The organism is Flavobacterium sp. LB2P53, from assembly GCF_003970305.1.
Classification (GTDB): Bacteria; Bacteroidota; Bacteroidia; order Flavobacteriales; family Flavobacteriaceae; genus Flavobacterium.
This window is the reverse complement of record NZ_RYDG01000006.1, coordinates 86,385-112,750: the sequence shown is the minus strand read 5'-3', so window position 1 is coordinate 112,750 and position 26,366 is coordinate 86,385. Positions and strand designations below refer to the sequence as shown.

Genomic DNA, 26,366 nt, shown 5'->3' with positions numbered 1-26,366 from the left:
AAATTAAAAAATGTCAGAAATAAATCATCAAATAGTAAATAAAAAACAAATTATCAAAGCAGTTATCTTCGCGTTACTACTTTCTGTACTAATTTTAGTAAGCGCAGTTTTACCTGCCGAATATGGAATGGATCCAATAGGAACAGGCAAACTGTTCGGGTTCAGTAAGCTTTATGTACCAGCGGATGCTGATGATGGATTAGCTACAATAACAGGAAAAACATTCCCATTAATTAAAATGGAAAAAGCAGGTTCTGGACCTGAAGTAGAAAGACCAATCGAAGCAAATAATCCTGCACCTGAAAAACAATATGCAGAAAGAGAAGACACGGTTGAAGTAATCGTACCGGCAGGAAAAGGAATTGAATATAAAATTTATATGCTGAAATATGGCAAAATGAAATACGAATGGACGACTAATAAAGGAATTGTTTATTTTGATTTTCACGGGGAAGTAAAACAAGCTAAAGAAACGAATGACGTTTATTTTGAAAGTTACACGCTTGCCTATTCCAATAATATGGTTGGAACTTTTTATGCTCCGTATGAAGGAAAACACGGTTGGTTTTTCAGAAATAATGAAAAGACAGCCATTACAGTTACAATAAAATTAAAAGGTCAGTATTCAATATAAGTAGTGAACATTCCTTAATATAAAAAATTATGCTAAATAAAATTATTGAGTTTTCAATCAAAAACAAACTCATTATTGGACTGTTTATTTTAGCTCTCATCGGATATGGGAGTTATCAATTTACCAAATTACCAATTGATGCCGTTCCTGATATTACAGATAATCAAGTTCAGGTAATTACTTCAGCACCATCACTGGGTGCGACCGATATTGAAAGACTGATTACTTTTCCAATAGAACAAGCCAATAGTAATATTCCTGGACTGAAAGAAATTCGTAGTTTTTCTCGTTTTGGTTTATCAGTGGTTACCATTGTTTTTAATGATGCAACCGATGTGTACTGGGCAAGACAGCAAGTAACAGAACGATTAAGTGCTGTTAAAGACCAAATTCCCACCGGTATTGGAGATCCAGTTCTTGCACCGGTGACAACAGGACTAGGCGAAATTTATCAATATGCGGTACGAACCAAACCCGGTTATGAAAAAAAATACGATATCACGGAGTTAAGAACCATTCAAGATTGGATTGTTCGCCGGCAGTTATTGAGCGTTGAAGGTGTGGCGGAAGTGAGCAGTTTTGGTGGAAAATTGAAACAATTTGAAATAGCCGTTGACCCAAATAAATTGCAATCCTATAATATCACTATTACAGATGTTTTCACTGCTTTAGAAAAAAACAATCAAAATACGGGTGGTGCTTACATTGAAAAAGGGCCTAAAGTTTTATACATCCGCAGTGAGGGATTAATTAATACTATCGAAAACATAAAAGATATTGCTATTAAAAACACTAATAGCGGTAGTCCTTTGTTTATTCGTGATGTAGCTGAAGTTCGCATTGGTAGTGCTATCCGTTACGGAGCAATGACATTTCACAAAAAAGAGGTTCAATCTGGTGAAGTTTCGGGTGCAGTAGTAATGATGTTAAAAGGAGCCAACAGTAATGTGGTTATTAAAAACATTAAGGATCGTATTGCACAAATTGAAAAAACATTACCCGAAGGTGTTATTCTGGAACCTTTTCTAGACCGCACCAAAATGGTAAATAATTCTATTTCGACGGTCGAAAAAAATTTATTAGAAGGTGCATTAATAGTTCTCTTTGTTCTTATTTTCTTTTTAGGAAACATACGAGCAGGATTAATTGTGGCGTCAGTTATTCCTTTGGCTATGTTGATAGCGGTCATATTGATGAACATATTTGGGGTGAGCGGTAATTTAATGAGTTTAGGGGCATTAGATTTTGGATTGATTGTAGATGGTGCTGTTATTATTGTTGAAGCGTGTTTGTTTAGTTTGCACAGCAGGAAAACTGCTCAAATTTCACAACAAGAAATGGACAGCACCGTACTAAAAACGTCAATAAAAATGCGTAATGTTTCCGTTTTTGGGGAATTGATTATATTGATCGTGTACATTCCAATTTTTACGTTGCGCGGTATTGAAGGGAAAATGTTTTTACCAATGGCACAAACCATTGCATTTGCTCTGTTTGGCGCTTTTATATTGTCGTTGACTTATGTTCCGATGATGACCGCTCTATTTTTAAATAAAAATATATCCCACAAAAAAACTTTTTCAGATAGAATGATGGAAAAATTAGAAAATTTCTATCAACCCATTTTGAACAAAGCATTGGGAATTCCAAGAACAATTATTGCTGTAACATTAGGATTGTTTGTTTTAGCGCTGATTACACTTTCGTTTATGGGTGGTGAATTTATGCCCTCGTTAGAAGAAGGAGATTTTGCAGTAGAAACTAGGGTTTTGCCGGGAAGTAATTTGCAAACTTCAATGACAGCTATTTCACAAGGTGCAAAAATATTAATAGAAAAATTTCCCGAAGTGGAGAAAATTGTAGGCAAAACAGGAAGTAGCGAAGTGCCTACCGATCCAATGCCAATTGATGCAAGCGATATGATGATCATTTTAAAAAACAAAAGTGAATGGACTTCTGCCACAACTTTTGACGAATTATCAGCAAAAATGGCCAAGGAATTGGAAGCTGTTCCTGGAGTTTCCTTTGGTTTTCAATATCCGGTTCAAATGCGTTTTAATGAATTGATGACTGGTGCTAGGCAAGATGTGGTCTGTAAAATATTTGGAGAAAACTTAGATACGTTGGCGTTATACGCCAATAAATTAGGTAAAATTGTAAATACAGTTGAAGGAACTTCCGATCTTTATGTAGAAACTGTTACCGGAATGCCACAAGTAGTAATTGACTACAACAGAGCTTCCATTGCACAATACGGATTAAACATTCAGGATATTAATCGAATTGTAAATACCGCATTTGCAGGACAAAGCACAGGGGTTGTTTATGAAGGTGAAAAACGATTTGATTTAGTAGTTCGCTTAGAAGGCGAAAAACGTCAGGATTTGGCAGATGTTCAAAATTTATTAATTCCAACCTCCACTGGTTTGCAAATTCCTTTATCTCAATTAGCTAAAGTTGAAATTATCGAAGGACCGAATCAAATACAAAGGGAAGATGCCAAACGTAGAATTGTAGTTGGTTTTAATGTACGAGGCCGTGATGTACAAAGTATTGTAAAAGAACTGCAAGGTAAAGTCGAAGCTCAAATAAAATTTCCTGCGGGTTACTATCCTACGTATGGCGGTGCTTTTGAAAACTTAAACGAAGCCAAAAATCGTTTGATGATTGCGGTTCCAGTTTCATTACTATTAATATTTATTTTGCTCTATTTTGCGTTCAATTCCGTAAGACAAGGACTGTTGATTTATTCGGCAATTCCACTATCGGCAATTGGAGGTATTTTCTTTTTAGCATTGCGAGGAATGCCGTTTAGTATCAGTGCCGGAGTTGGTTTTATAGCCTTATTTGGTGTAGCGGTTCTGAATGGATTGGTGTTAATTGCAGAATTCAACAGCATTCGAAAATCGGGGGAAACCGATTTAAAAGCGATTGTTTTGCAAGGAACTAGAATACGATTACGCCCCGTTTTAATGACTGCATTTGTAGCATCATTAGGTTTTTTACCCATGGCATTGAGCAATGGTTCTGGTGCAGAAGTACAAAAACCATTGGCAACTGTTGTCATCGGAGGTCTGTTGGTTGCAACATTTTTAACTCTATTTGTTTTACCAATTTTATATATCATGTTTGAAAAAGGAATTAAATTACAACCCAAAAAGATAAAATCAATTACGACTATCCTGGTATTGGGATTGTTCTTTTCTTTTCAAAGTACCAATGCTCAGGAAAAAATTTCAATAGAGCGCGCGATTGAAACAGCTCTTTTAAACAATATCAAAATTAAAAATGAAAAACTGAATTCAGAGTACTTGCAAATAATGGAAAACACAGGTTATGATATTTCCAACACGGGAATTATAAGCGAATATGGTCAGTTTAACAGCACTGTAAATGATGTGAAAATTGGTGTTTCGCAAAGCATAAAATTCCCAACCGTTTATAAAAGACAGAAACAACTTTTAATAGAAGAAGCCAAAAAAGGACAATGGAACGAAGCTTTGCAAAGAAAGCAATTGACCAGACAGGTAACAATCGTGTTTTACGAAATGTTGTATTTAAAAGAAAAGGAAAAGCTGTTGCTAAAAAGCGATAGTATATATTCTGATTTTTTAAGGATCTCAACGCTTCGGTTTGATAAAGGCGAAAGCAATATATTAGAAAAAGCAACCGCTGAAAACCAATCTGGACAAATAAAAATTCAACTTTTGGAATTACAAAGTGATTACAAAATAATTCAATCACAATTCAAGTATTTACTTAATACGGATAAAGACTTTGTCCCAGTTTCAAATAAATTTAAAATGGATTTCATCAAAAATTCAGATACAAATGCTATTAGCAATCAACCCAGTGTGAAATTATTTGAGCAAGAAGTGAATAGCAGTAAAGCAGAAGTTTCACTTGAAAAATCTAAAAAATTACCGGAATTAATTGGTGGTGTTTATTACCAGACTTTCAAAACAAATACTGTATTTCAAGACAGTAATAATGGTGTTTACGGACAATTAGGAGTGGCGCTTCCATTATTTAATACAGCAATAAATAACAGGAAAAAGGCTTTAGAGATAAATACGCAAATAGCCGAAAATAATTTAAATAATGAAAAACTAAAACTGGAAAGCAAGAATCAGGAATTAGTCCAGGAATATAAAAAACACAAAGAAACTATCGCCTATTACGAGAGTCAAGCTTTAAAAAATGTTGATTTAGTAACTAAAGCTGCTAATGATAAATTTATCAATGGTGACATTAATTATATGGAATGGGTAATGCTTATTAATCAAGGTACCGAAATTCAAAGCAGATACATCGAAGCAGTTAAAAAATTAAACACCGCTGTTATTGAAATCAATGCTTTAACTAATTAAAATAGTTTAATTATGAAAGGAGCATGATCGTAATTGGAGTGGCAAGCGCCAATGATGATATGCGAATTACATATGACTGGACTTGCTAACTTTACCCGCATAAAAAGTTAAGAATAAAAACCTTAATTTTAAATTATGAAAAAGAATCGAAAATTCACAAATACCAAAATAAAAATACTATCATGATTAAAAATACAATTATTACAATATTGGCAATAGTATTCCTTTCTTCTTGTGGAAACAAGAAAACGGAAAGCGAAACCGAAGCTAATCCAACTATCGAAAACACGACAACTCTTACCGATGCACAAATAAAAAATGCAGGTATTGAAACTGGAAAAATCACACAAAAACAAATTTCATCTACCTTAAAATTAAATGGTAAAATAGATGTGCCGCCTCAAAGCTTAGTTTCCATTAGTGTTCCAATGGGCGGTTATTTAAAACACACCAAATTGTTAGAAGGAATGCATGTTACCAAAGGGCAGGTTTTGTGCGTTGTAGAAGACCAACAATACATTCAACTGCAGGAAGATTACCTTTTGGCGAAAGCAAAAATTGGGTATGCAAAAGCCGAATTTGAAAGGCAAAAAGAACTCAACCAAAGCAAAGCCAGCAGCGATAAAGTGTATCAACAAGCACAATCAGAATACAACTCACTATTTGTAATGGTACAATCGTATGGCGAGAAATTAAAATTTGCAGGGATAAATCCGAATAATGTTTCAACAAAAAACATTTCAAAAAGCATCAATGTATACTCGCCAATAAGTGGTTATGTAGCTAAGGTCAATGTAAATATTGGCAAGTATGTAAACCCGAGCGATGTTTTATTCGAGATTGTAAATCCATCGGATATTCATTTGGCCTTAACCGTATTTGAAAAAGACATCAATAAATTGGCTATTGGTCAATCGGTATTGGCTTATACTAATACCAATCCCGAGAAAAAATATCCTTGCCAAATTATTTTGATAGGTAAAGATTTTTCAGAAAACCACAGCACTGAAATACACTGCCATTTTATAAATTATGATAAAACACTTTTACCGGGCATGTATATGAATGCCGAAATAGAATTAAAAAGTCAGCAATCAAATGTACTGCCATCTGATGCTATTGTAAATTATGAAAACAAGAATTATATTTTTGTTGCCAAACAAAACAAACAATTTGAAATGAAAGAAGTCACAATAGGAGCTACAGAAAATGAATTCACTGAAATTCTTTCAGACGATTTAAAAGACGAAAGAATTGTTATCAAAGGAGCTTATGCACTTTTAATGAAAATGAAAAATGTAGAAGAATAAAAAACATAAATTTACAGTAATGACAGAAAATAATTTTTAAAATCAACCACGCTGTCTGATGTAGCTGCATTAGTTGTCAGAATTTTATAAGTGAATAACTCAGTTAAATTTAGAAAAAACAATTTAATACCTAAATTCAAATTTCATTCAAAATTGAATTGTTAATTTGCAATATGAAAATTCTAATCATCGAAGACGAAATCGATATTGCGAACAGCATAAAAAGTTATCTAAAAACAAATGATATTCATTGCGAAACCGCAAGCACGTATCAAACGGCTTTAGACAAAATTATTATGTATGATTATGATTGTATTTTAGTAGATCTAATGCTTCCGGGTGGTGATGGATTTAGCATTTTGAAGAAATTGAAAATACTAAACAAATCAGAGGGGATTATTATAATTTCGGCTAAAGAAACGTTAGAGACCAAAATCGAGGGATTCAATCTTGGCGCAGATGATTATTTGACGAAACCCTTTCATCTTTCAGAGTTGTTGGTCAGAATTCAGGCCTTGGTTAGAAGAAAAAAATACGACGGAAACAATAAAATTGAATTCAATGAAATAGAAATTGATACTTTAGCAAAATCGGTAAAAATTGGAGAGAAGAAAATAGAATGCACCAAGAAAGAAATTGATTTATTATTGTTTTTAATTGGAAATAAAAACAAGGTTTTGTCTAAAAGTGCCATAGCTGAACACCTTTCAGGTGATATGGCGGACATGCTGGACAATCATGATTTTGTTTATGCCCACATCAAGAATTTGAAAAAAAAGCTAAACGATGCCGGAAGCAATGATTACATAAAATCAGTTTACGGAATTGGTTACAAATGGAACAATGAATAAAAAATTATTACATACTACTCTAAAATATTATGTTTTATTTTCTTTAATAGTGATGCTTTCAGCAGCGCCATTATTCTTTTATATAACTCAATTACTGTATCTACATGAAACAGATGAAGCCTTGCTACTTCAAAAAGAGGAATTCGAGTTATTGTATGCGCCGCAATTACAAGACAAGGATGTTGCAGTTTGGAATAAATGGAATAGGGATATAAAAATAGAGAAAGTTCAGAAAATAATTTCTAGAGACACACTATTCAGCAATAGTTATTATAATAATTTGGATAAAGAAAACGAACCCTATCGGGTGCTAAATGCTCCAGTTACAATTAATAATAAACACTACCTTTTTTCTGCCAGAATAAACCTAGTTGACAATAAGGATTTTATTGTCAGTATTTTAATGGTGTTTACCATCATTATTTTAATTCTTTTATTTGGATTATTTATCATTACTAAAAGGCTATCTCTTAGGCTTTGGAAACCATTTTATGACACTCTCGAGCAAATTGAGAAATTTGAAATCGATAAAAGTTCCCATCCAAAATTAGTTGTAAATACTATTGAGGAATTCAATCGACTCAATCAGGCAATAAATAAATTGATTGAAAAAAACACACGCATTTATAAAAGCCAAAAAGAATTTATTGAGAACGCGGCACACGAATTGCAAACACCAATTGCTATTTTTAAAGGAAAATTGGAAACATTATTGCAAAGAGACGATGTATCGGAAGAACAATTTGAAATACTGGATAAATTAAATGATACAACAACAAGGCTCAACCGATTAAATAAAAACCTGTTGCTTTTATCAAAAATAGAAAGCAAACAATATAACATTCCTGAAGAGGTTCTTTTGAATGAGGTTATCACAAATCAATTAGATTTTTTTAACGAACAGGCATTAGCAAAAAATATAAGCATCAACACAGATTTAGAAGCGGATACATTCGTTCAAACGAACATGTTTTTATCTGAAGTTTTGATCAGTAATTTGTTTCTGAATGCAATTAATCATAATGTTGCTAATGGAAGCATAAATGTTGTTTTGCATAAGAATGCTTTAGTTTTTTCCAATACGGGTATATTAAAATCGCTCGAAACAGATAAATTATTTGAACGTTTTTCTAAAGTAAATCCATCCTCGAAAGGGAACGGTTTGGGTTTGTCAATAATTAATAAAATTGTAGAGAACAACAATTGGGAAGTTATTTATAGTTACAAAGATAAGTTACACATTTTCGAAATTCAATTCTAAAATTCAATATTTCTTCAAACTCCAATTGCAATTTTGTCGTTTAAATAAAGAATAAAAATTAAGGATATGCCAATAAAAACAATATTATTAGTATCATTTCTAATACTATCAATTTCAGATTTATTAGGACAAAACAAAGCGGTCACACTATCCGGAATTACAAAAGATAAAACCTCAAAAGAGACTTTGCTTTATGTAAATGTACTCTTGAAAAACACAAAGGATAACGTTTTGATTACGGGAACTGTTACCAATGAAGAGGGTAGGTTTTCATTTTCGAATGTAGTTCCTGGAAATTACTTTCTAGAGTTTACACTTGATGGATACAAAACAAAAAACCAACCTATTTATGTAGGTTCACTTTCTGAATTTCTAGATGAGGGAAGCATTGAATTGGAAGATAATGCTACTATTTTAAATGAAGTTGTGGTCGTTTCAAAGGAAGAACTTATTAATCAGAAAATGGACAAAAAAACCTTCTCTGTGGCAGATAATATCAGTCAGAGTGGTGGTTCTGTTTTACAAACAATGCAAAATTTGCCTGGTGTTTCTGTGCAAGACGGGAAAGTACAAATTAGAGGCAATGATAAAGTCACCGTTTTAATTGACGGAAAACAAACCGCATTAACAGGGTTTGGAAACCAATCGGGCTTAGATAATATACCCGCATCTGCGATAGAAAAAATTGAAATCATTAACAATCCTTCTGCAAAATACGATGCCAACGGAAACGCTGGAATTATCAATATTATTTACAAGAAAAATAAAAAAGAGGGATTCAACGGAAAAGTGGGTTTTACCTCTGGACTAGGTGCGCTGTGGGAAAGAAAAGAAAATTTACCAACTATTCGTCCGCAATACTCATTAACACCAAAAATTAATCCGACGTTATCACTTAATTATCGTAAAAACAAAATCAATGCTTTTTTTCAGGGTGATTATCTTTATACAGAAACGCTCAATAAAAATGAGTTTGTAACGCGAACCTACACTGATGGAACTATTATTAATCAACAAACCAAAAGAAATCGGAATACGCACTTTACTACTTTAAAAACTGGAATTGACTGGAATATTAATGACCGAAATTCATTAACCGTTTCTGGTCTGTTTGGAACCGAAAAAATCATTGACAATGGAGATCAGCCCTTTTTCAATGAAAATTATTCGGAACGATTGCGACTTTGGCAATTTTTGGAAGATGAATTAAAAACCACCGCTATGGCTACTGCGGCATACCAGCACAAGTTTAAAGAAGCAGGACGGTTATTAAATATTGGTTTAAATTATACTTTTCACAGAGAGGATGAAAAATATTTTTTTGACAATATTCTGCCAACCTACACCGGAAAAGATGCTTTCAAATTGTTATCAGAGGAGAAAGTAGCCGACTTTAATATTGATTATATCAAACCCTTAAAATACGGAAGATTTGAAACCGGTTTTAAATTCAGAAAAAGGGATATTCCAACTAATATGCAGTTCTTTCCCGGCGCAAATTCTCCCATAGATAGCGGTGCTGGCGGTCAAGCAACTTACAAAGAAATTATTCCGGCCGTGTACGGAAATTATATTTTTGAAAACAATAAAATTGAGGCAGAACTGGGTTTGCGAGTAGAATATGTCGATTTGCAATACAATATCAATCCAGATCATAATACCTATAAAAGTGACGGGTACAACTATACCCAACCTTTTCCAAATGTGCGATTGGCATACAAAATTGATGACAGCAATAAAATATCATTATTTTACAATCGTAGAGTAGACAGGCCAAATGAAGTCGATATTAGAATATTTCCAAAATACGATGATGCAGAAATAATAAAGGTTGGGAATCCTGCACTTCGTCCGCAGTTCACCAATTTGTTAGAACTGGGTTATAAAACGAACTTAAAAAAAGGATATTTCTATTCGGCAGTGTACCACCGTTTTGCAAATGCTACCATTACTCGAATAGCATCGACAGTTCCAGACAGCAATTTAATCTATGCTATTTTCCAAAATGCAAATAAAAGTTTCAATACAGGGATTGAAATGATCTTTTCACAAGAGATTGCAAAATGGTACTCGTTTAACTTCAACTTAATTGCGTATCACAATCAAATTAATGCTTTTGCTGTTGAAAATAAATATCCAATTCCCAATACTTTTTCGGCAGAGAAGCAAGACATTTTTTCTGGAAATATTAAATGGAACAATATCTTGCACTTATCCAAAAAAGTGGATGCTCAAGTAACCGCTATATATTTGGCGCCAGATATTATTCCGCAAGGAAAAATTGCTTCTCGATTTTCAATTGATTTAGGGATTAAAAAATCAGTCCAAAATGGCAAAGGAGAATTCTTTCTAAATGCAACCGACATTTTAAATACATTAGTAATCAGGAAACAAATTCAAGGTCTGAATTTTAATTATAACAGCACTGACTATAATGAAACACAGGTAGTTCGATTAGGTTATAATTATAAATTTTAACTCAAATAAGAAAATTACCGGAAATCCCGATTGTATTTTAGATAATGAGAATTTGTGCAACTACTTTAGAGAAACAGCTGAAAACTTACTTTTAATGGCATTAAATATTGGTTATGCGTTGGCTAACTAATTTTTGCTGTTAAGCCGTTAAAATGGTAAGTCAATAGATTCTGGATTAATAAAATCTTTGGTATACGGATTTTCAAGAAAGCTAAGTGGCGGCATTTGAAATTTAAGAATATCCTCTTTTTCAATACCGTAAACCTGCCAATAATTGGATAGCAATTGGGCATATATATCCTCATCCCAAAATCCGAAATGAGGTTGCTTACCAGCCGTTTCAACTTCTATAGCAATCCCATTGTCTTGGTTTTCAATTTTGTATTCAGGTTTGTACTGTAATATATAATCTGAATAATGAAACCTAGCGTACAACTCTTCAAACTGGATGGGATGTAAAACATGACCTTCCATTTTATCGAGAATCTCTTTTTGCTTCTCCCCAATTACGCCGTTATCTTGTAAACATGCAATAAAACCAAATTCATTGACTCCAAATGAGAACATTAAATTAACTGCATCGTTGCGATAGCTAAAAATATCGGCAGAATATTTAAGTGGAAATACGGCGATGCTCCATGGTTTTTTTCCAACGAAGGAAATCGGTTCTATTAAGGATTGTAGCATTAAATGGAAGTAACCAAAGCGTTTCCTGAGAGTGACGGAAAGCTCAAAATCTTCACCTTGCCTTAGCAGCCTGTCTCTTTCATAAAGCATTTCGTAGTATAGCATACCATAGACCATTCTGCCTGTCCATTGAAAAAGCAACTCTTGATCGAGTGACGCCATGCCTTCAAAACCTTTTTTATACGCAGCCTCAACTTTTACATCCAGCTCCTCAAAAGCTGTTTTCACTTCGGAAGAACACGGTAATTTAAGATCTGAATAATTATAAGATTTGGTTTTATCCATCATCTCAATTCTTTCATTACCTAATTTAAAATGATCCATCAGCCATACTGGAAAAACGGTCATGTTTTCATTTGTCAAAGCTCCTGAAAGGAAGCAAAAATGTTCGTCAAAATTCAAATCCTTAAAAGGATTAAAAAGCGTATGTGTCATCAATATTCAGAAATATTAAGTTTTAATTTTTTCCAAATGTAGCCATAAATTATTATTTTCTTTGCCTAATTTATTATAGAATGAAAAATCTCAAATTTTGGACAGTACCGTAAAACCTTCGTTTAAATGCAGGTTTTAACAATGTTGATTATTACGACCCAGAGTTTTCAGTCCAGCTTTTCCTAAAATAGGTAAGGCTGCAATATATCCATTTTGAAATCCAAATCCCACTCCTCTATATATATTGTTTATACCAAAAAATGGATGAATATTCAAATAAAGTAGCTATTCTTATGTTGCCTATATATCTAAATAAACTCATATTTATAGTCACGTAATATTATTATACTTTTTAGTATAAATTAATTTATACTTTTTAGTACATAATAAATAACTTCGTTTATCTTTGCAGAGAAGATTTAAATTTAATAGCTAAAATCATGAGCAAAGAAGCGTCCACAGCAACTCTTGAAGATTACACCAAGAGTGATTACAAATATGGATTTACCAGTAATATTGATACTGAACTTATTCCAAAAGGTTTAAATGAAGATACTATTCGATTAATATCTTTTAAAAAAGAGGAGCCGCAATGGCTACTTGACTGGCGTTTAGAAGCATTTAGGCATTGGGAGACCCTGACAGAACCCAAATGGCCGAATGTGAAATATCCACCAGTAAATTATCAGGACATCATTTATTATGCTGCTCCAAAACAAAAAAAAATACTCAACAGCTTGGATGAAGCAGATCCTGAATTATTGAAAACGTTTGAGAAATTAGGTATTTCAATAGGAGAACAAAAACGATTAACAGGTGTTGCCGTTGATATCGTAATTGACAGTGTATCTGTGATAACTACCTTCAAAGAAGAATTATCCAAATTAGGAATTATCTTTTGCTCGTTTGGTGATGCCGTAAAAGAACATCCTGAGCTAATAAAAAAATATTTAGGAATGGTTGTTCCTTCTACTGATAATTTTTATGCTGCACTTAATTCCGCCGTGTTCACAGATGGTTCGTTTTGTTACATTCCAAAAGGGGTTAGGTGTCCGATGGAACTTTCAACTTACTTCCGTATCAATGCCGAGGGATCAGGCCAATTTGAAAGAACATTAATTGTGGCCGAAGCAGGCAGTTATGTTAGCTATTTGGAAGGATGCACTGCTCCTACAAGAGATGAAAATCAATTGCATGCTGCAGTGGTTGAACTCATAGCGTTTGACGATGCTCAAATCAAATATTCCACTATCCAAAACTGGTATCCGGGAGATAAAGACGGAAAAGGAGGCATTTATAACTTCGTAACTAAAAGAGGATTGTGCGCAGGTGTAAGGTCAAAAATCAGTTGGACACAAGTAGAAGCAGGTTCTTCCATTACTTGGAAATATCCAAGTTGCATTTTAAAAGGTGACTATTCAACGGGTGAGTTTTATTCTGTTGCAGTTACAAATAATTTACAACAAGCGGATACAGGAACTAAGATGTGGCATATTGGTAAAAACACCAGCAGTACTATTATTTCCAAAGGTATCTCAGCAGGTCAAAGCAATAACTCGTACAGAGGTTTGGTTAAAGTAGGAAAAAATGCGGAAAATGCCAAGAATTTTTCACAATGTGATTCCTTATTAATGGGAGATAAATGTGGTGCGCATACTTTCCCTTATCTCGAAATTGACAATGATACAGCTCAAATTGAACACGAAGCCACAACTTCTAAAGTAGGTGAAGATCAACTTTATTACTGTATGCAAAGAGGATTAAAAATGGAGGATGCCATTAATCTTATTGTTAATGGGTATTGCAAGGATGTGTTTAAAGAATTACCAATGGAATTTGCAGTGGAAGCACAAAAATTGCTTGCTGTAAGTTTAGAAGGTAGTGTTGGATAAAATAATTAAATAAAAAAACAGAACTCATGTTAATAATAAAAAATTTACACGCAGAAATTGAAGGAAAAAAAATATTGAATGGTATTAACCTTCAAATAAATGCTGGCGAAGTACACGCTATAATGGGACCAAACGGTGGTGGTAAAAGTACGCTGGCACACGTTTTAGCAGGTCGAGAAGGGTATGAAATCACTGAGGGTAGTATTACCTATATGGGGAAAGACCTCCTCGAATTATCAGTAGATGAACGTGCCAAGGAAGGTATATTTCAGGCATTTCAATACCCGATAGAAATACCGGGTGTAAGCACTGCAAACTTTCTTAAACATACCATTAATGCTGTTAGAAAACATCAAGAAAAGACGGATTTGAGTGCAACCGAAATGCTAAAATATATTAAAGAGAAGGCAAAAATGGTGGAGATGGAAGATGGTTTTTTAAGCCGTTCTCTAAATCAGGGATTTTCGGGCGGAGAAAAAAAGCGCAATGAAATTTTACAAATGGCTGTTTTAGAACCAAGACTTGCCGTGTTGGATGAAACTGATTCAGGGCTTGATATTGATGCGCTTAAAATAGTTGCCAATGGTGTTAATCAACTAAAAACAAAGGACAATGCTTTTATAGTAATTACACACTACCAACGTTTACTCGATTACATTATCCCTGATTTTGTGCATGTGTTATACAATGGACAAATCGTTAAATCGGGCGACAAAAATTTAGCATTACAGCTGGAAGAAAAGGGATACGACTGGATTAAAGAAGAAGTAGCAACATTAACAATATCTTAAAAAGATAAGCATGAAAATTCAAAATACACCAGATAAAAATGATAACAGGGGAAAGTTTATTGAACTATTCCGTCTTTATGAAAATTCATTAAATGGACAGAAAAATAATGTAATGCATAGTCTCCAGAAAGTTGCTATTCAACGATTTGGCAATAACGTAGATTTTCCAACCAGAAGAAATGAGGATTGGAAATATACCAATGTTGCCGAGTTACTTCAGCCAACATACCAGCAGCCAAAACTGGTTGACATTACAACAGAAGATATTAAGCCTTTTCTTTTTGAAGGGTTGGATGCATACCTGCTAGTTTTTGTGAACGGTAAATACAATAAATTACTTTCATCAAAAGATGAATTATCGCAAAAAATCATAGTGCAGGATATTCCTTCTAGTTTGAGAGAAGATAGGCTTACAAAAGAAACGGTTTCTGAATACCTGTCGAAATGGGCAATTAAAGAAATGAATTCCTTCGTTGTATTAAATACTGCCTTCGCTCACAATGGAATTTATATTTATGTGCCTGATGGATTAGTGCTGGATCGCCCTGTTCATATACTAAATATAGCACATACAGAAGAAGAGCCAACAGTTATCAGTCCGCAAAAAATAATCGTAGCCGGAGAAAATAGTAAATTAACGGTTATTGAAACGTATCATCATCTCACTAATTCCCAACAAACGTATTTCACGAATACGGTTACACAGTTGGTTCTAAAAAGAAATGCGATTGTTGATCATTATAGAATTCAAGATGAAGGTGAGAATGCATTTTTTATCAATAATACAGAAGTTGAGCAGATGCGTGATAGTACCTACAGCTCTTATGTAGTTGATTTGGGCGGAAAATTAGTAAGGAACAACCTAAGCTCCATTTTAAAGGATAGTGGAACAATGACTAATTTTTATGGACTTTATGTTGGTATAAATAAGCAGCATATAGACAACCAAACTTTTATAGACCATGCGTGTCCGAATTGTAACAGCAACGAATTGTACAAAGGAATTCTTGCAGATAAAGCTAAAGGAGTATTTAATGGTAAAATAATAGTACGACCCGATGCTCAAAAAACAAATGCTTTTCAGAAAAACCATAGCCTTGTATTATCAAAAACCGCCTCGATGAATAGCAAACCCCAGTTGGAAATTTTTGCGGATGATGTTAAATGCAGTCACGGGGCAACCATTGGACAATTAAATAAAGAGGCATTATATTATATGCGTTCCAGAGGCTTATCTGAAAAAGAAGCTATATCAGTTTTAAAACAAGCTTTTTTAACAGAAATAACGGAGTTAATTAAAATTGAACCTGTAAGGGGAAAAGTAGAACAGCTTCTTGTTGATAAATTTAAGCAATTTACGGAAACAAACAATTAACTATTAAATTGATAAATGACATGCCTGAAATAACTAAAGAGGATATTCTAAAAATACTGACTAACGTCGTTGAGCCTGACCTCAAGAGAAGTATTGTTGAATTAGGATTAGTGAATGATATTCATGTTGAAGGGAACATCATCAGCTTTATCGTTAAGATTAGCAGCCCTACTATGAATAGTAAAAAGATAGTAAAAGAGGCTTGTATGGATAGCCTTTTGCAAGCATTAGGTACGGATATTAAGGTGGATATAGATATGCAAGCCCTACCTGGTTTTAAGGATAGAGCTCCTGAACTTAGAACAATATTGCCTGGTGTTAAACATATTATTGCTATTGCCTCCGGGAAAGGTGGTGTAGGTAAATCTACCGTTTCCGCCAATCTTGCAGTGGGATTAAGCCAATTAGGTGCAAAAGTGGGCTTATTAGATGCCGATATTTATGGGCCATCAATGCCACTCATGTTTGACTTAGTGAATAGAAAGCCTGAAGTTTCAAATGATTCTGGTCGAAATCTAATAGAACCAATTGTATCTCATGGAGTAGGAGTTTTATCTATTGGTTTTTTTACGGAAGCATCGCAGGCACTTCCATGGCGTGGACCTATGGTTTCCAAAGCCCTTATTCAATTATTTCAGGATGCAGATTGGGGTAATTTAGATTATCTGCTTGTGGATCTTCCGCCAGGCACAGGTGATATTCATCTTACGCTGGTAGATAAAATTCCGCTTACAGGTGCTATTGTAGTTAGTACACCACAAGAAGTAGCTTTGGCTGATGCCAGAAAAGGTATCGATATGTTCAGGATGCCAATGGTTAATGTTCCGGTGCTTGGATTGGTTGAAAATATGGCATACTATATATCGGAAGGTAATCCTGATAAAAAAGAGTACATATTTGGAAAGGATGGTGCAAAAAAATTATCAGAAGAAATGAATGTTCCATTATTGGGTCAAATTCCTTTAATAACAAGAATACGGGAAGCAGGAGATGTTGGAGCGCCAGCAGCATTAAATGAAAATACGATTGAAAGCAAAATATTTAAAGACTTAGCCCTAAAAGTAATGGAATGCGTAAAAGACATTAAAGCTGTAAAGACTAACAACTAACAATTAAAAAATGGAAATAGCAGCTAAAATAGCATTGGAAATAAAAGTCATAGAGGTTCTAACAACCTGTTTCGACCCAGAAATACCTACCAATATTTATGATTTAGGATTGGTATATGGAATCAACATTGATGATGAAGCCAATGTGCATACCATAATGACACTAACCTCCCCTTCATGTCCGGTAGCGGGAACACTTCCTCCAGAAGTGGAAGAAAAGATTAGGAATATTCCTGGAGTTAGCAGCTCTAATGTAGAAGTAACTTGGGATCCCGCTTGGTCAAAAGACATGATGAGCGAGACGGCTAAATTTGAAACTGGAATGATGTAAATTAAACAATAACAAAATTAATCATTAAAAAAATGGAACAATCTAATTTAACCAAAATCACGCAACAACCCAGCTATGATGCCGTTTATGTTCAGCCCATGAGAGAGGAACTAACAGCTGTAGGTTGCAAAGAATTATTAACCCCTGAAGATGTAGATAAGGCATTAGACAGAAATGATGACAAAACGATACTTGTTGTAATCAACTCTGTATGCGGTTGTTCGGCAGGTAGTGGACGACCAGGAGTAATGATGGCGTTGCAAAACAGTAGTATCCCTGATGAGCTTTACACGCTGTTTGGCGGAATGGAAAAAGATGCAATTGACTGGTACAGGAATAAATATCTTGCAAATCATCACACCTCTTCACCCCACATTGCCCTTTTTAGAAATGGTGAGCCAGTTGCAATTTTTAAACGTTCCGATATTGACGGACATACAGCAGAAAGTATTGCCAGCCAATTGGTGACTATTTTTAACAACGAATGCAGTAATACAGGGCCGTCAATTTCTGCAAAAGATTTTGAAAATATTACTCAAGGCAAATACGGTTGTTATACTGATTTAGGTAAGGATAAAAACTAAATAGTTTGTGTCTATTTAGTTTGTGTTTATGGTTTATAATAAATTTGCAATAGTAAGCTACTTTTTTATTTGCGAACTTTGTCTGTAATAGTAAATTAAATACACAAACTAATTAAATAATACAATTATGAAAATAACAGCTCAGGTAGAATATGGATTAAGAATAATGGTAAGGATAACCCGTTGCACAGATGAGAAAGGACTAAGCATTCGTCAGCTAAGTGAAGCAGAAGGATTATCTATTAACTATGTTGCTAAATTAACCCGACTACTTCGCATAAAGGGATTAATTAACAGTACAAGAGGCCACATGGGTGGGTATGTACTCGCAAAACCTGCTGCCGCTATAACAGTAAATGACACATTAAAAGCTTTGAGCGGAAAGTTGTTCGATAAAAAATTCTGTGATAGTCATTCAGGAATAATGACCTTATGCACTAATTCTGTAGACTGCTCCATCCGATCATTATGGTCAATGATGCAGGCTACACTGGATAAATTACTAGATAAGGTAACTATGGCAGACATGATGAAAAATGAAAAAGATGTTTCCGGAGTGTTACAAAATATTATAGAAGGAAGCGCTAAATAAATTATTAAATTAAATCTTGATTACTAAAATTCATTACTATGGCAATAATGATAACAGAGGAGTGTATAAATTGTGGAGCATGCGAGCCTGAATGCCCCAATAATGCAATTTATGAAGGTGGTGATGAATGGAGATATGCAGACGGCACCGCACTCAAAGGCTTTTACACAGGACAAAATTCAGGTAATACCGTTGATGTTGATACTCCCAATACGCCTGTTTCTATGGATTTTTATTATATCGTAACTGATAAATGTACCGAGTGTGTCGGTTTTCATGATGAACCACAATGTGCCGCAGTTTGTCCGGTAGATTGCTGCGTAGATGATCCGGATTACAGAGAAACAATAGAAGAATTACTACACAAAAAAGAATTTATGCATCTTATATGATAACTGCACTTACAAAAATACAAATAGAAAAAACAGGTCAATTTAATGGACACGGAGGTGCTATTTACACATTAGAATTTGCTCATGAAGCTCATCTTTTTTACTCTGGCAGCAGTGATAACCTTGTAGTAGAATGGAATATGAAAGACCAGCAACAAAACAAAGTTGTTGCGAAATTACCTGCCAAAGCCATGGCATTGAAATATGTTCCCGATAGAAATATATTACTTATCGGTCAGTCATTAGGAGGTATTCATGTTATTGACTTAAAAGAAAATAAGGAAATAAAACTATTACAGCTTCATAAGGAATACATTTTTGATATCCAATATTTACCAGAAACAGAATGCTTTTGGGTTTTAGCTGGTGACGGTACACTTTCAGTTTGGTCAATCAATGATTTCTCATTGATAACAGCTCTAAAACTTTGTGATAAAAATATCCGTAGCATCGATTTTAATATTATTTTGAAAGAAGCAGCTATTGGATGCGGTGATGGTTCTATTCGAATTTTTGATTTTGAAACCTATGAAGAAAAGAAAATCCTTAAGGGGCATCTTGATGATTTTTCGGTAAATACAGTACGCTATCATCCAAACGGGAAATACCTTTTGTCTGGTTCTAGAGATGCCTATTTGAATGTATGGGATATTGAAAACGATTATGCGTTGATCCATCATATTCCTGCCCATAATTACGCTATTTACAGCATCGTTTTCAGTCCTGATAAAAAGTTTTTTGCTACGGGTAGCAGAGATAAAACAATTAAAATATGGGATGCAGAAAACTTTGAACTACCCTATCGAATAGATAAGTCTCAACACGGAGGCCATACCCATTCGGTAAATAAACTTTTATGGAGTGATTTTAATAATTATTTGATTTCAACCGGTGATGATAAAACTATCATGCTATGGGGAATTATAATACCAATGTAATAAAATAAAAAATTAATATTGGTTAAAATTTAGATTATGTCAGAAATAATTGAAGAAGAAAGTAAATATACTAAAAAGCCAGATTGGCTTCGTGTAAAACTACCCACAGGAAAAGAATATGCCGAAGTAAGACAAATAGTATCCGAACATAAACTACATACGATATGTGAAAGCGGCAGTTGTCCTAACATGGGTGAATGTTGGGGAAATGGAACGGCTACCTTTATGATATTGGGGAATACCTGTACAAGATCCTGCGGATTTTGTAATGTAAATACTGGTAAACCTCTGCCTGCTGATCCGGAGGAACCTAAGATGGTGGCCGAATCTATTCGCCTAATGAAGTTGAAACATGCCGTAATAACTTCGGTTGATAGAGATGACTTGAAAGATGGTGGTTCTATGATATGGGAAGAAACCGTAAATGAAGTAAGAAAAGCATGCCCGGGAATTACCATGGAAACGCTTATTGGGGATTTTCAGGGTAAATGGGAAAATCTCCAACGAATTATTAATGCGCATCCCGAAATAGTTTCACATAATCTTGAAACCGTACGCAGATTAACGAAAGAAGTTAGGGTACAGGCAAAGTATGACAGAAGCCTTGAGGTTCTCAAAAGATTAAAGGAAGCTGGGATGAAAACTAAATCAGGTATCATGTTGGGTTTAGGTGAAACAGAAGAAGAAATATATGAAACTATGGACGACTTGAGAAGCGTTGGTGTTGATATATTAACTATTGGCCAGTATATGCAGCCTACTAAAAACCATTTACTCGTTATAGAATTTATTAAGCCAGAAATATTTGCAAAGTATAAAGAAATAGGCATGAACAAGGGTTTTCGTTTTGTTGAAAGCGGACCATTAATAAGATCATCTTATCATGCAGAAAGACACTTGTTTTAATAAATAAAATAGATTTAATATTTACGCTCACAAAAATAATTATGACTAAAACAAAAATTACAGTAAACAATAATGGTTCCCTGAGAATAGAAAATGACTTTGAGATTGTAGATAAAAATGGGAATGTATATGATTTAGCAGGACGAGAGATGCTTTCACTTTGCCGTTGTGGTCTTTCTAAAAATAAACCTTTTTGTGATGGTGCTCATAACGGACACTTTGAACATGAGGCTGTTGCATTTGGATTGCCTCCAAAAAAATAATATATTAAACAAACATCATGTTCGACGTTGCTATTAATTTGATAATTCTTTCCAAAAACTTCCTGCATTTTTGCATGAACATGTTGCGCTTACCCCATTAAAAGATCCTACTCTTATTCATGTAATGGTGTTAAAAAAAGAACTTGGTCTTGATTCACTTAGTGATTCCATTTTACAAAAATGGTTAAATGGCTAAATCAAGATTAGTAATGAGCAGAGAATTGCTACCCGTTATACCGGTCATCAATTTGGGAGCTTTGCCGGACAGTTAGGCGATGGCAGGGCAATTTCCTAGTGCGAAATTTTAACTTCTGATGGAAAGCGATGGGAAATACAAACTAAAGGATCAGGCAAAACTTCTTTTTCCAGAATGGGAGATGGCAAAGCCGTAATTCGTTCATCAGTCAGAGAATATCTTTGCTCAGAAACCATGTACGGTTTAGGAATTCCTGCCTCAAGAGTGATACTATGGCTTTCACTTTATGACCAAAGATTGAAAAGAGAATTATCTGACGAAATGAAACGCCAGATGGAAATGAAACGCGTAAATCCAAAGTATGTATTAAGAAATTATATTGCTCAGGAAATAATTGAGGAGGTAGAAAAAGGAGGGAATGAAAAATTAAAAAAATGGTTAGAAATTTTGTATTCGCCATTTGCCGAACATCCAGAATATGAATCGTATTCAAAACCAACGCCTACAGAAAAGAAAATTATAGTGTTTCCTGTTCATCTTAAGTTCTTGCAAAAAAATAAAATAGTGTAAAATAATTTAAAACATAAAAACATGTCAGAACATAAAGTTTATTTAAACTGGAAAAACAAAGAAGATGATTTATCATACAAAACGTATGACCGCAGTCACTTGTGGAAATTTGAAGGAGAAACTTTAATAAAAGCTTCTGCTGCTCCAGATTATCTGGGTAGGTCAGAGTTGGTGAACCCGGAAGAAGCCTTTGCCGCATCGCTTGCAAGTTGTCACATGCTCACATTTCTCGCTATAGCTTCCATGAAAAAATATACGGTGGCAATGTATGAAGATAATGCAATAGCCATACTGGGTAAAAATGAGAAATTAAAAATGGCGGTAACAACCGTGTATCTAAGGCCGAACATCAGCTTTAAAGGAGATAATATACCCGATAAAACAATAATTAATGCAATGCACCACCGTGCTCACCGGGAATGTTTTATAGCCAATTCGGTTTTAACAGAGATAATTGTTGAACCGGTTTATTAAAGTAATTGAGCAAAGGTGAATTAATTTTAGATAAAAAATTAAAGTTTAATATGCTCAGCAAAAGGAACAAAACAGTATATATTGACAAACATGAAAAAGGAATTTATACAATAGCTATGGATACTACTACAAAACACAAAAATGATGTACCATCCCTAATCAGTGGTTATAGTCAATTAAATATATATGATTGGCTTGCCGATATACCATTGCCACCCAATCAACAAACATTCAACATTGTTGAAGTAAAATTTAAAGGAGGACGTAAAGATTTTTATTTGAAGCATGAAAATATATCTCTTAAACAAACAGATATAGTAGTTGTTGAAACCATTGGAGGACACGATACAGGTCATGTTTCATTAACAGGAGAACTGGTTAGGTTGCAATTAAAAAAACACAATATCCAGACGGAAGAAGTCATTAAAAAAATCTATAGAAAGGCAACATCAGCGGATATTGAAAAATGGAAAACAGCGAAGGGTTTGGAATCTGAAACGATGTATAAAGCCCGAATTTTAGCTAAAGATTTGGACTTGAAGATGAAAATATGTGATGTTGATTATCAAGGGGATAAGTCAAGTGCCACCTTCTATTATACCGCTGAAGGACGGGTAGATTTCCGGGAACTAATTCTGGTAATGGCTACAGCGTTTCATATCAAAATAGTAATGCGTCAGATTAGCCTGTTCGAGGAAGCCGCCCGTTTAGGTGGTATCGGTACTTGTGGAAGAGAGTTTTGTCATTCTGCCTGGTTAACAGATTTTAATACTAGGGCTACATTATACGGCAGGAATAAAGATAAACAATGGACTGAATTCAAATGTTGCTTAATAGAAGATCGAGAAAACAACAAATCTTCTTTGAAGGACAATGATCTCAATAGAATTAAAACGCTTAAAGGTATCGCCAGCCGTCAAAAAACAGATATTGAAAAAAATATAATGTGGTTTAGTTACCCGAATGAAGATGATTTAATACCTATAAAAATCTCAAGGGTTAAAGAAATTCAAACACTAATTAAAGAAGGCATGATTCTGAAAGATTTAAAGGAAGAGATAGAAATCATAATTGAGGAACCGGCTATTGATAACTTCTTGGGTTATGTAAATGTTGTAGGTCAAGATAGTCTAACAAGATTCGAAAAAAAAAGAACAAATAAATATATAAAAAGGAATAAATGAAACTGCCAAAAAACTTAGAAAAAGTAATTCTTTTGGATGTTCATAAAATCCGAAAAGATTTCCCTATCCTTTCAAGGATGGTGAATAATAAGCCATTGATTTATTTTGATAACGGTGCTACTACACAGAAACCGCAACAAGTGATTGATTCCCTCATAAAATATTACACGGTGCAGAACGCTAACATTCACCGTGGAGTTCATCGAATGAGTCAGGATGTAACTGATGAATATGAGAATGCCCGAATTACTGTTCAAAAACATATAGGTGCTAAACAGGAACACGAAATAATTTTTACAAGCGGAACTACTGATAGCATCAACTTTATAGCCACTGCGTTTGGGAAAAAGTATGTGAATGCTGGCGACGAGATTGTTGTTAGTGAGATGGAGCATCACAGTAATATTCTCCCATGGCAACAGCTATGCGAAGAAAAAAATGCAGTACTTAAAGTTGTCCCAATCACTGATAGCGGAGAATTGTGTATGGACGAATATAAAAAACTACTTTCTGCAAAAACAAAACTGATCGCCATTACACACGTATCAAACACACTTGGTACGGTAAATCCCGTAAAAGAGATGATTGCTATCGCTCACTCGAAAAATATTCCTGTGCTTGTGGATGGAGCCCAATCAATCCCTCATATAAAAGTGGATGTGCAAGATTTAGATGCTGATTTTTATTGTTTTAGCGGGCACAAAGTTTATGCTCCCACAGGAGTAGGAATACTTTACGGAAAAGAAGAATGGCTTAATAAACTCCCGAATTATCAAGTAGGTGGCGGAACCATTAAAACAGTTTCATTCGATAAATCAGAATACGCAGAATCCCCTCTTCGATTTGAGGCAGGAACTCCGAATATCGAAGGAGGAATTGGTCTTGCAGTGGCACTGGACTACATCAACGTACTCGGTCTTGAAAATATTGCTACTTATGAACACGAACTGCTTGGGTATGCTACAGAAAAACTTTCAGCGATTGACAATTTGCGAATTATCGGCACGGCAAAAGAAAAAGCAAGTGTAATTTCGTTTGTTGTGGATGGGATCCATCCGCTTGACTTAGGCATGCTCCTGGATGCGCAGGGAATAGCAGTACGAACAGGGCACCACTGTACGCAACCACTAATGGCACATTATCAAATTCCGGGGACTGTGCGTGCAAGTTTTTCATTTTATAATACAAAGGAGGAAATAGATGTTTTTGCAAACGCAATTGTGAAATCAATTAAACGAATAAACCAAAAATGATAGAGATGAAAACAATAGAAAATATAGAGCAGGAACTCGTGGAAGAATTCTCGGAGTTTGAGGACCTGTTTGATAAATTCGGATACCTGATTGATTTAGGTAAAAATCTAAAACCATTAGACGTTTCATTGAAAACGGATAACCGTATGATAAAAGGATGCCAGGCACATGTGTGGTTATATAGTGAATTAAAAGATGGTAAAATTATTTTTTATGCAGATGCAAATGCCGATTATGCTAAAGGGCTTGTTGCCATGTTGATTCATGTACTTTCAGGGCATACACCTGATGAAATTATTAACGCCCCGCTTAATTTTATTGAAAGGATAGGATTTAAAAGCATGCTTTCGATGAAACGTGCCGGAGGATTGGAGAGCATGATAAAGCAAATGAAACTTGATGCGGTGGTTTACAAAGCCAAGGATTGAGCTACTTTCTTAACCTAATAAAGAATTGAATTAAATCCTGAAATTATTGGAAACAAAAAGTTTTGTAGGAAGTATTGGTGTAGTATAATATTTTTCATCTTAGGGAAAAGGATAACCTTTTGTTGGAGTAGCTTTAGATACTTGGAATATGTGGACGGAATGACAAGATGGGGTAGGAGCTTCAAACCCAACATCAGGAACAACATACAATTTAGTGCAACAACCTTGGGTAAATAAAGGTTATTTATACAACATAACAAATAAATGTAATAACTATTGATAAAAAAGTGGAGAGCCAAACCCAGAATTTTGATTTGTTCTCTCCACCATCAGATACTAAATAAGGGCTTTGTTAATACCCTGCTGTCACTTGCTCACTATAGGTTTTATGAGGTACTGAGAGAGTTCTTCAAAACGTTGTTTTTTTATAGCATAGAACGGAAGGAGTTTTTGGTATTCCCTTACTTTATGGATTTCTTTTTGTTCATTTATTCTTATATCTTTCGGCAGTTTATCTAAAATATTATGATAAGCCCCAAGAAAGATTATACCCGTTTCATTTGGGCCGAGTGTTGCCGAAATCCTGCCAGCAATATACTCATCCCGTTGATTCAACAGTTTGGATCGGCTAATTTTAAACCTAATAATCCTGATCAGTTTCATGATTAATGGGCCGGAAGAGGGTATCAATTTTAGCATTTCCAATTCTTTTTTAACCATCGAAATATCCTCGGTTTGCACGATAATAGCTCCCCGTTTGACCAGTCTTGAAATAATTTCATAGTTCTTACTTCCTGCCTTTATGCTATCTTCCATGATTTTTATTGCGATCTCTCCATCCGCAACCATTCCATCCTGGTATATTTTTACAACTTTTCCGCCAAGCCCAATAGTATCACAATATTGGCTTATTATCTCCCAGTATTTGTTAACGGTATCAACATGTGTTTCCCAAAATTCTCTCCCAAATTCATCAATACCCTTCTGGGTTAGCTCGGCTGCCATGGATCCCATGTCGGCACTTGTATGAATGATGGGAACATATATTAGTGTCTTCATTGT

At 34.5% G+C, this 26,366-nt stretch carries 23 protein-coding genes and 1 pseudogene; 22 read left to right on the top strand and 2 right to left on the bottom strand.

From position 1 onward, the window contains the following. The first annotated feature begins 10 nt into the window (after positions 1-10). The 6 genes from EKL95_RS09280 (at position 11) to EKL95_RS09255 (ending at position 10,904) form a co-directional block, all read left to right on the top strand. Positions 11-634, top strand: coding sequence for a hypothetical protein (locus tag EKL95_RS09280; protein WP_126564015.1), 624 nt, complete (start codon positions 11-13; stop codon positions 632-634). 29 nt (positions 635-663) lie between these two features. Further along, positions 664-5,004, top strand: a complete 4,341-nt coding sequence (locus tag EKL95_RS09275) for a CusA/CzcA family heavy metal efflux RND transporter (RefSeq protein ID WP_126564014.1) — start codon at positions 664-666, stop codon at positions 5,002-5,004. A 182-nt stretch (positions 5,005-5,186) separates the two neighbouring features. Continuing rightward, on the top strand, positions 5,187-6,314 hold the full coding sequence (locus EKL95_RS09270) for an efflux RND transporter periplasmic adaptor subunit (protein ID WP_126554188.1): 1,128 nt from the start codon (positions 5,187-5,189) through the stop codon (positions 6,312-6,314). Between the two features lie 173 nt (positions 6,315-6,487). Continuing rightward, positions 6,488-7,165 (top strand): response regulator transcription factor, encoded by a 678-nt coding sequence (locus EKL95_RS09265; RefSeq protein WP_126456009.1) that lies wholly within the window; start codon positions 6,488-6,490, stop codon positions 7,163-7,165. Beyond that, on the top strand, positions 7,158-8,426 hold the full coding sequence (locus EKL95_RS09260) for a sensor histidine kinase (RefSeq protein ID WP_126462413.1): 1,269 nt from the start codon (positions 7,158-7,160) through the stop codon (positions 8,424-8,426). The genes EKL95_RS09265 and EKL95_RS09260 overlap by 8 nt, the downstream gene beginning before the upstream one ends. 66 nt (positions 8,427-8,492) lie before the next feature. Further along, complete coding sequence (locus EKL95_RS09255; protein ID WP_126564013.1) at positions 8,493-10,904, top strand: outer membrane beta-barrel protein; 2,412 nt, start codon at positions 8,493-8,495, stop codon at positions 10,902-10,904. Positions 10,905-11,051: 147 nt separating this feature from the next. Here the strand turns inward: EKL95_RS09255 and EKL95_RS09250 are convergent, their stop codons facing one another. Further along, a complete protein-coding gene (locus EKL95_RS09250; RefSeq protein ID WP_126462408.1) occupies positions 11,052-12,026 on the bottom strand; it encodes a hypothetical protein in 975 nt (324 codons plus the stop codon). 440 nt (positions 12,027-12,466) lie between these two features. Here EKL95_RS09250 and sufB point away from each other — a divergent pair, with 440 nt between their 5' ends. The 16 genes and pseudogenes from sufB to EKL95_RS09170 all read left to right on the top strand — a co-directional run bounded on the left by sufB (position 12,467) and on the right by EKL95_RS09170 (position 25,304). Continuing rightward, the gene (sufB, locus tag EKL95_RS09245; protein WP_126561984.1) at positions 12,467-13,918 is read left to right on the top strand and encodes a Fe-S cluster assembly protein SufB; all 1,452 of its coding nucleotides are present in this window, start codon (positions 12,467-12,469) and stop codon (positions 13,916-13,918) included. A gap of 26 nt (positions 13,919-13,944) precedes the next feature. Then, on the top strand, positions 13,945-14,709 hold the full coding sequence (gene sufC / locus EKL95_RS09240; protein ID WP_126554198.1) for a Fe-S cluster assembly ATPase SufC: 765 nt from the start codon (positions 13,945-13,947) through the stop codon (positions 14,707-14,709). A 10-nt stretch (positions 14,710-14,719) separates the two neighbouring features. Next, positions 14,720-16,084: a Fe-S cluster assembly protein SufD gene (gene sufD / locus EKL95_RS09235; protein WP_126554201.1), complete on the top strand. Its 1,365-nt coding sequence runs from the start codon at positions 14,720-14,722 to the stop codon at positions 16,082-16,084. A 20-nt stretch (positions 16,085-16,104) separates the two neighbouring features. Continuing rightward, the gene (locus tag EKL95_RS09230) at positions 16,105-17,193 is read left to right on the top strand and encodes an Mrp/NBP35 family ATP-binding protein (protein ID WP_126554203.1); all 1,089 of its coding nucleotides are present in this window, start codon (positions 16,105-16,107) and stop codon (positions 17,191-17,193) included. 10 nt (positions 17,194-17,203) lie between these two features. After that, a complete protein-coding gene (locus EKL95_RS09225; protein WP_126462392.1) occupies positions 17,204-17,524 on the top strand; it encodes an iron-sulfur cluster assembly protein in 321 nt (106 codons plus the stop codon). Between the two features lie 32 nt (positions 17,525-17,556). Then, positions 17,557-18,108: a BrxA/BrxB family bacilliredoxin gene (locus EKL95_RS09220; RefSeq protein ID WP_126554205.1), complete on the top strand. Its 552-nt coding sequence runs from the start codon at positions 17,557-17,559 to the stop codon at positions 18,106-18,108. Between the two features lie 127 nt (positions 18,109-18,235). After that, positions 18,236-18,700 carry an RrF2 family transcriptional regulator gene (locus EKL95_RS09215; RefSeq protein WP_126554207.1) on the top strand — a complete coding sequence of 155 codons (465 nt, stop codon included), beginning with the start codon at positions 18,236-18,238 and terminating at the stop codon, positions 18,698-18,700. Positions 18,701-18,738: 38 nt separating this feature from the next. Further along, positions 18,739-19,092 carry a 4Fe-4S binding protein gene (locus EKL95_RS09210; protein WP_126462383.1) on the top strand — a complete coding sequence of 118 codons (354 nt, stop codon included), beginning with the start codon at positions 18,739-18,741 and terminating at the stop codon, positions 19,090-19,092. Further along, positions 19,089-20,030, top strand: a complete 942-nt coding sequence (locus tag EKL95_RS09205; RefSeq protein ID WP_126554209.1) for a WD40 repeat domain-containing protein — start codon at positions 19,089-19,091, stop codon at positions 20,028-20,030. The genes EKL95_RS09210 and EKL95_RS09205 overlap by 4 nt, the downstream gene beginning before the upstream one ends. A 36-nt stretch (positions 20,031-20,066) precedes the next feature. Beyond that, the gene (gene lipA / locus EKL95_RS09200) at positions 20,067-20,936 is read left to right on the top strand and encodes a lipoyl synthase (protein ID WP_126554211.1); all 870 of its coding nucleotides are present in this window, start codon (positions 20,067-20,069) and stop codon (positions 20,934-20,936) included. Between the two features lie 41 nt (positions 20,937-20,977). Then, the gene (locus EKL95_RS09195) at positions 20,978-21,199 is read left to right on the top strand and encodes a CDGSH iron-sulfur domain-containing protein (RefSeq protein WP_126554213.1); all 222 of its coding nucleotides are present in this window, start codon (positions 20,978-20,980) and stop codon (positions 21,197-21,199) included. A gap of 196 nt (positions 21,200-21,395) precedes the next feature. Then, a pseudogene (locus tag EKL95_RS15415) lies at positions 21,396-21,965 on the top strand (protein adenylyltransferase SelO family protein). 21 nt (positions 21,966-21,986) lie between these two features. After that, positions 21,987-22,439 (top strand): OsmC family protein, encoded by a 453-nt coding sequence (locus EKL95_RS09185; RefSeq protein WP_126564012.1) that lies wholly within the window; start codon positions 21,987-21,989, stop codon positions 22,437-22,439. Between the two features lie 5 nt (positions 22,440-22,444). After that, entirely contained in the window at positions 22,445-23,623 is a 1,179-nt protein-coding gene (locus EKL95_RS09180; protein WP_126564011.1) for a stage 0 sporulation family protein, read from the top strand. Beyond that, positions 23,620-24,876 (top strand): cysteine desulfurase, encoded by a 1,257-nt coding sequence (locus EKL95_RS09175; protein WP_317125156.1) that lies wholly within the window; start codon positions 23,620-23,622, stop codon positions 24,874-24,876. The genes EKL95_RS09180 and EKL95_RS09175 overlap by 4 nt, the downstream gene beginning before the upstream one ends. A 5-nt stretch (positions 24,877-24,881) precedes the next feature. Then, a complete protein-coding gene (locus EKL95_RS09170) occupies positions 24,882-25,304 on the top strand; it encodes a SufE family protein (protein ID WP_126564010.1) in 423 nt (140 codons plus the stop codon). A gap of 366 nt (positions 25,305-25,670) precedes the next feature. Here the strand turns inward: EKL95_RS09170 and EKL95_RS09165 are convergent, their stop codons facing one another. Continuing rightward, on the bottom strand, positions 25,671-26,363 hold the full coding sequence (locus EKL95_RS09165; protein WP_233579300.1) for a hypothetical protein: 693 nt from the start codon (positions 26,361-26,363) through the stop codon (positions 25,671-25,673). Between the last annotated feature and the right edge of the window lie 3 nt (positions 26,364-26,366).

Coding starts and splice junctions, on each gene's coding strand:
- EKL95_RS09280 (WP_126564015.1), top strand. CDS start 11: ATGTCAGAAATAAATCATCAAATAGTAAATAAAAAACAAATTATCAAA.
- EKL95_RS09275 (WP_126564014.1), top strand. CDS start 664: ATGCTAAATAAAATTATTGAGTTTTCAATCAAAAACAAACTCATTATT.
- EKL95_RS09270 (WP_126554188.1), top strand. CDS start 5,187: ATGATTAAAAATACAATTATTACAATATTGGCAATAGTATTCCTTTCT.
- EKL95_RS09265 (WP_126456009.1), top strand. CDS start 6,488: ATGAAAATTCTAATCATCGAAGACGAAATCGATATTGCGAACAGCATA.
- EKL95_RS09260 (WP_126462413.1), top strand. CDS start 7,158: ATGAATAAAAAATTATTACATACTACTCTAAAATATTATGTTTTATTT.
- EKL95_RS09255 (WP_126564013.1), top strand. CDS start 8,493: ATGCCAATAAAAACAATATTATTAGTATCATTTCTAATACTATCAATT.
- EKL95_RS09250 (WP_126462408.1), bottom strand. CDS start 12,026: ATGACACATACGCTTTTTAATCCTTTTAAGGATTTGAATTTTGACGAA.
- sufB (WP_126561984.1), top strand. CDS start 12,467: ATGAGCAAAGAAGCGTCCACAGCAACTCTTGAAGATTACACCAAGAGT.
- sufC (WP_126554198.1), top strand. CDS start 13,945: ATGTTAATAATAAAAAATTTACACGCAGAAATTGAAGGAAAAAAAATA.
- sufD (WP_126554201.1), top strand. CDS start 14,720: ATGAAAATTCAAAATACACCAGATAAAAATGATAACAGGGGAAAGTTT.
- EKL95_RS09230 (WP_126554203.1), top strand. CDS start 16,105: ATGCCTGAAATAACTAAAGAGGATATTCTAAAAATACTGACTAACGTC.
- EKL95_RS09225 (WP_126462392.1), top strand. CDS start 17,204: ATGGAAATAGCAGCTAAAATAGCATTGGAAATAAAAGTCATAGAGGTT.
- EKL95_RS09220 (WP_126554205.1), top strand. CDS start 17,557: ATGGAACAATCTAATTTAACCAAAATCACGCAACAACCCAGCTATGAT.
- EKL95_RS09215 (WP_126554207.1), top strand. CDS start 18,236: ATGAAAATAACAGCTCAGGTAGAATATGGATTAAGAATAATGGTAAGG.
- EKL95_RS09210 (WP_126462383.1), top strand. CDS start 18,739: ATGGCAATAATGATAACAGAGGAGTGTATAAATTGTGGAGCATGCGAG.
- EKL95_RS09205 (WP_126554209.1), top strand. CDS start 19,089: ATGATAACTGCACTTACAAAAATACAAATAGAAAAAACAGGTCAATTT.
- lipA (WP_126554211.1), top strand. CDS start 20,067: ATGTCAGAAATAATTGAAGAAGAAAGTAAATATACTAAAAAGCCAGAT.
- EKL95_RS09195 (WP_126554213.1), top strand. CDS start 20,978: ATGACTAAAACAAAAATTACAGTAAACAATAATGGTTCCCTGAGAATA.
- EKL95_RS09185 (WP_126564012.1), top strand. CDS start 21,987: ATGTCAGAACATAAAGTTTATTTAAACTGGAAAAACAAAGAAGATGAT.
- EKL95_RS09175 (WP_317125156.1), top strand. CDS start 23,620: ATGAAACTGCCAAAAAACTTAGAAAAAGTAATTCTTTTGGATGTTCAT.
- EKL95_RS09170 (WP_126564010.1), top strand. CDS start 24,882: ATGAAAACAATAGAAAATATAGAGCAGGAACTCGTGGAAGAATTCTCG.
- EKL95_RS09165 (WP_233579300.1), bottom strand. CDS start 26,363: ATGAAGACACTAATATATGTTCCCATCATTCATACAAGTGCCGACATG.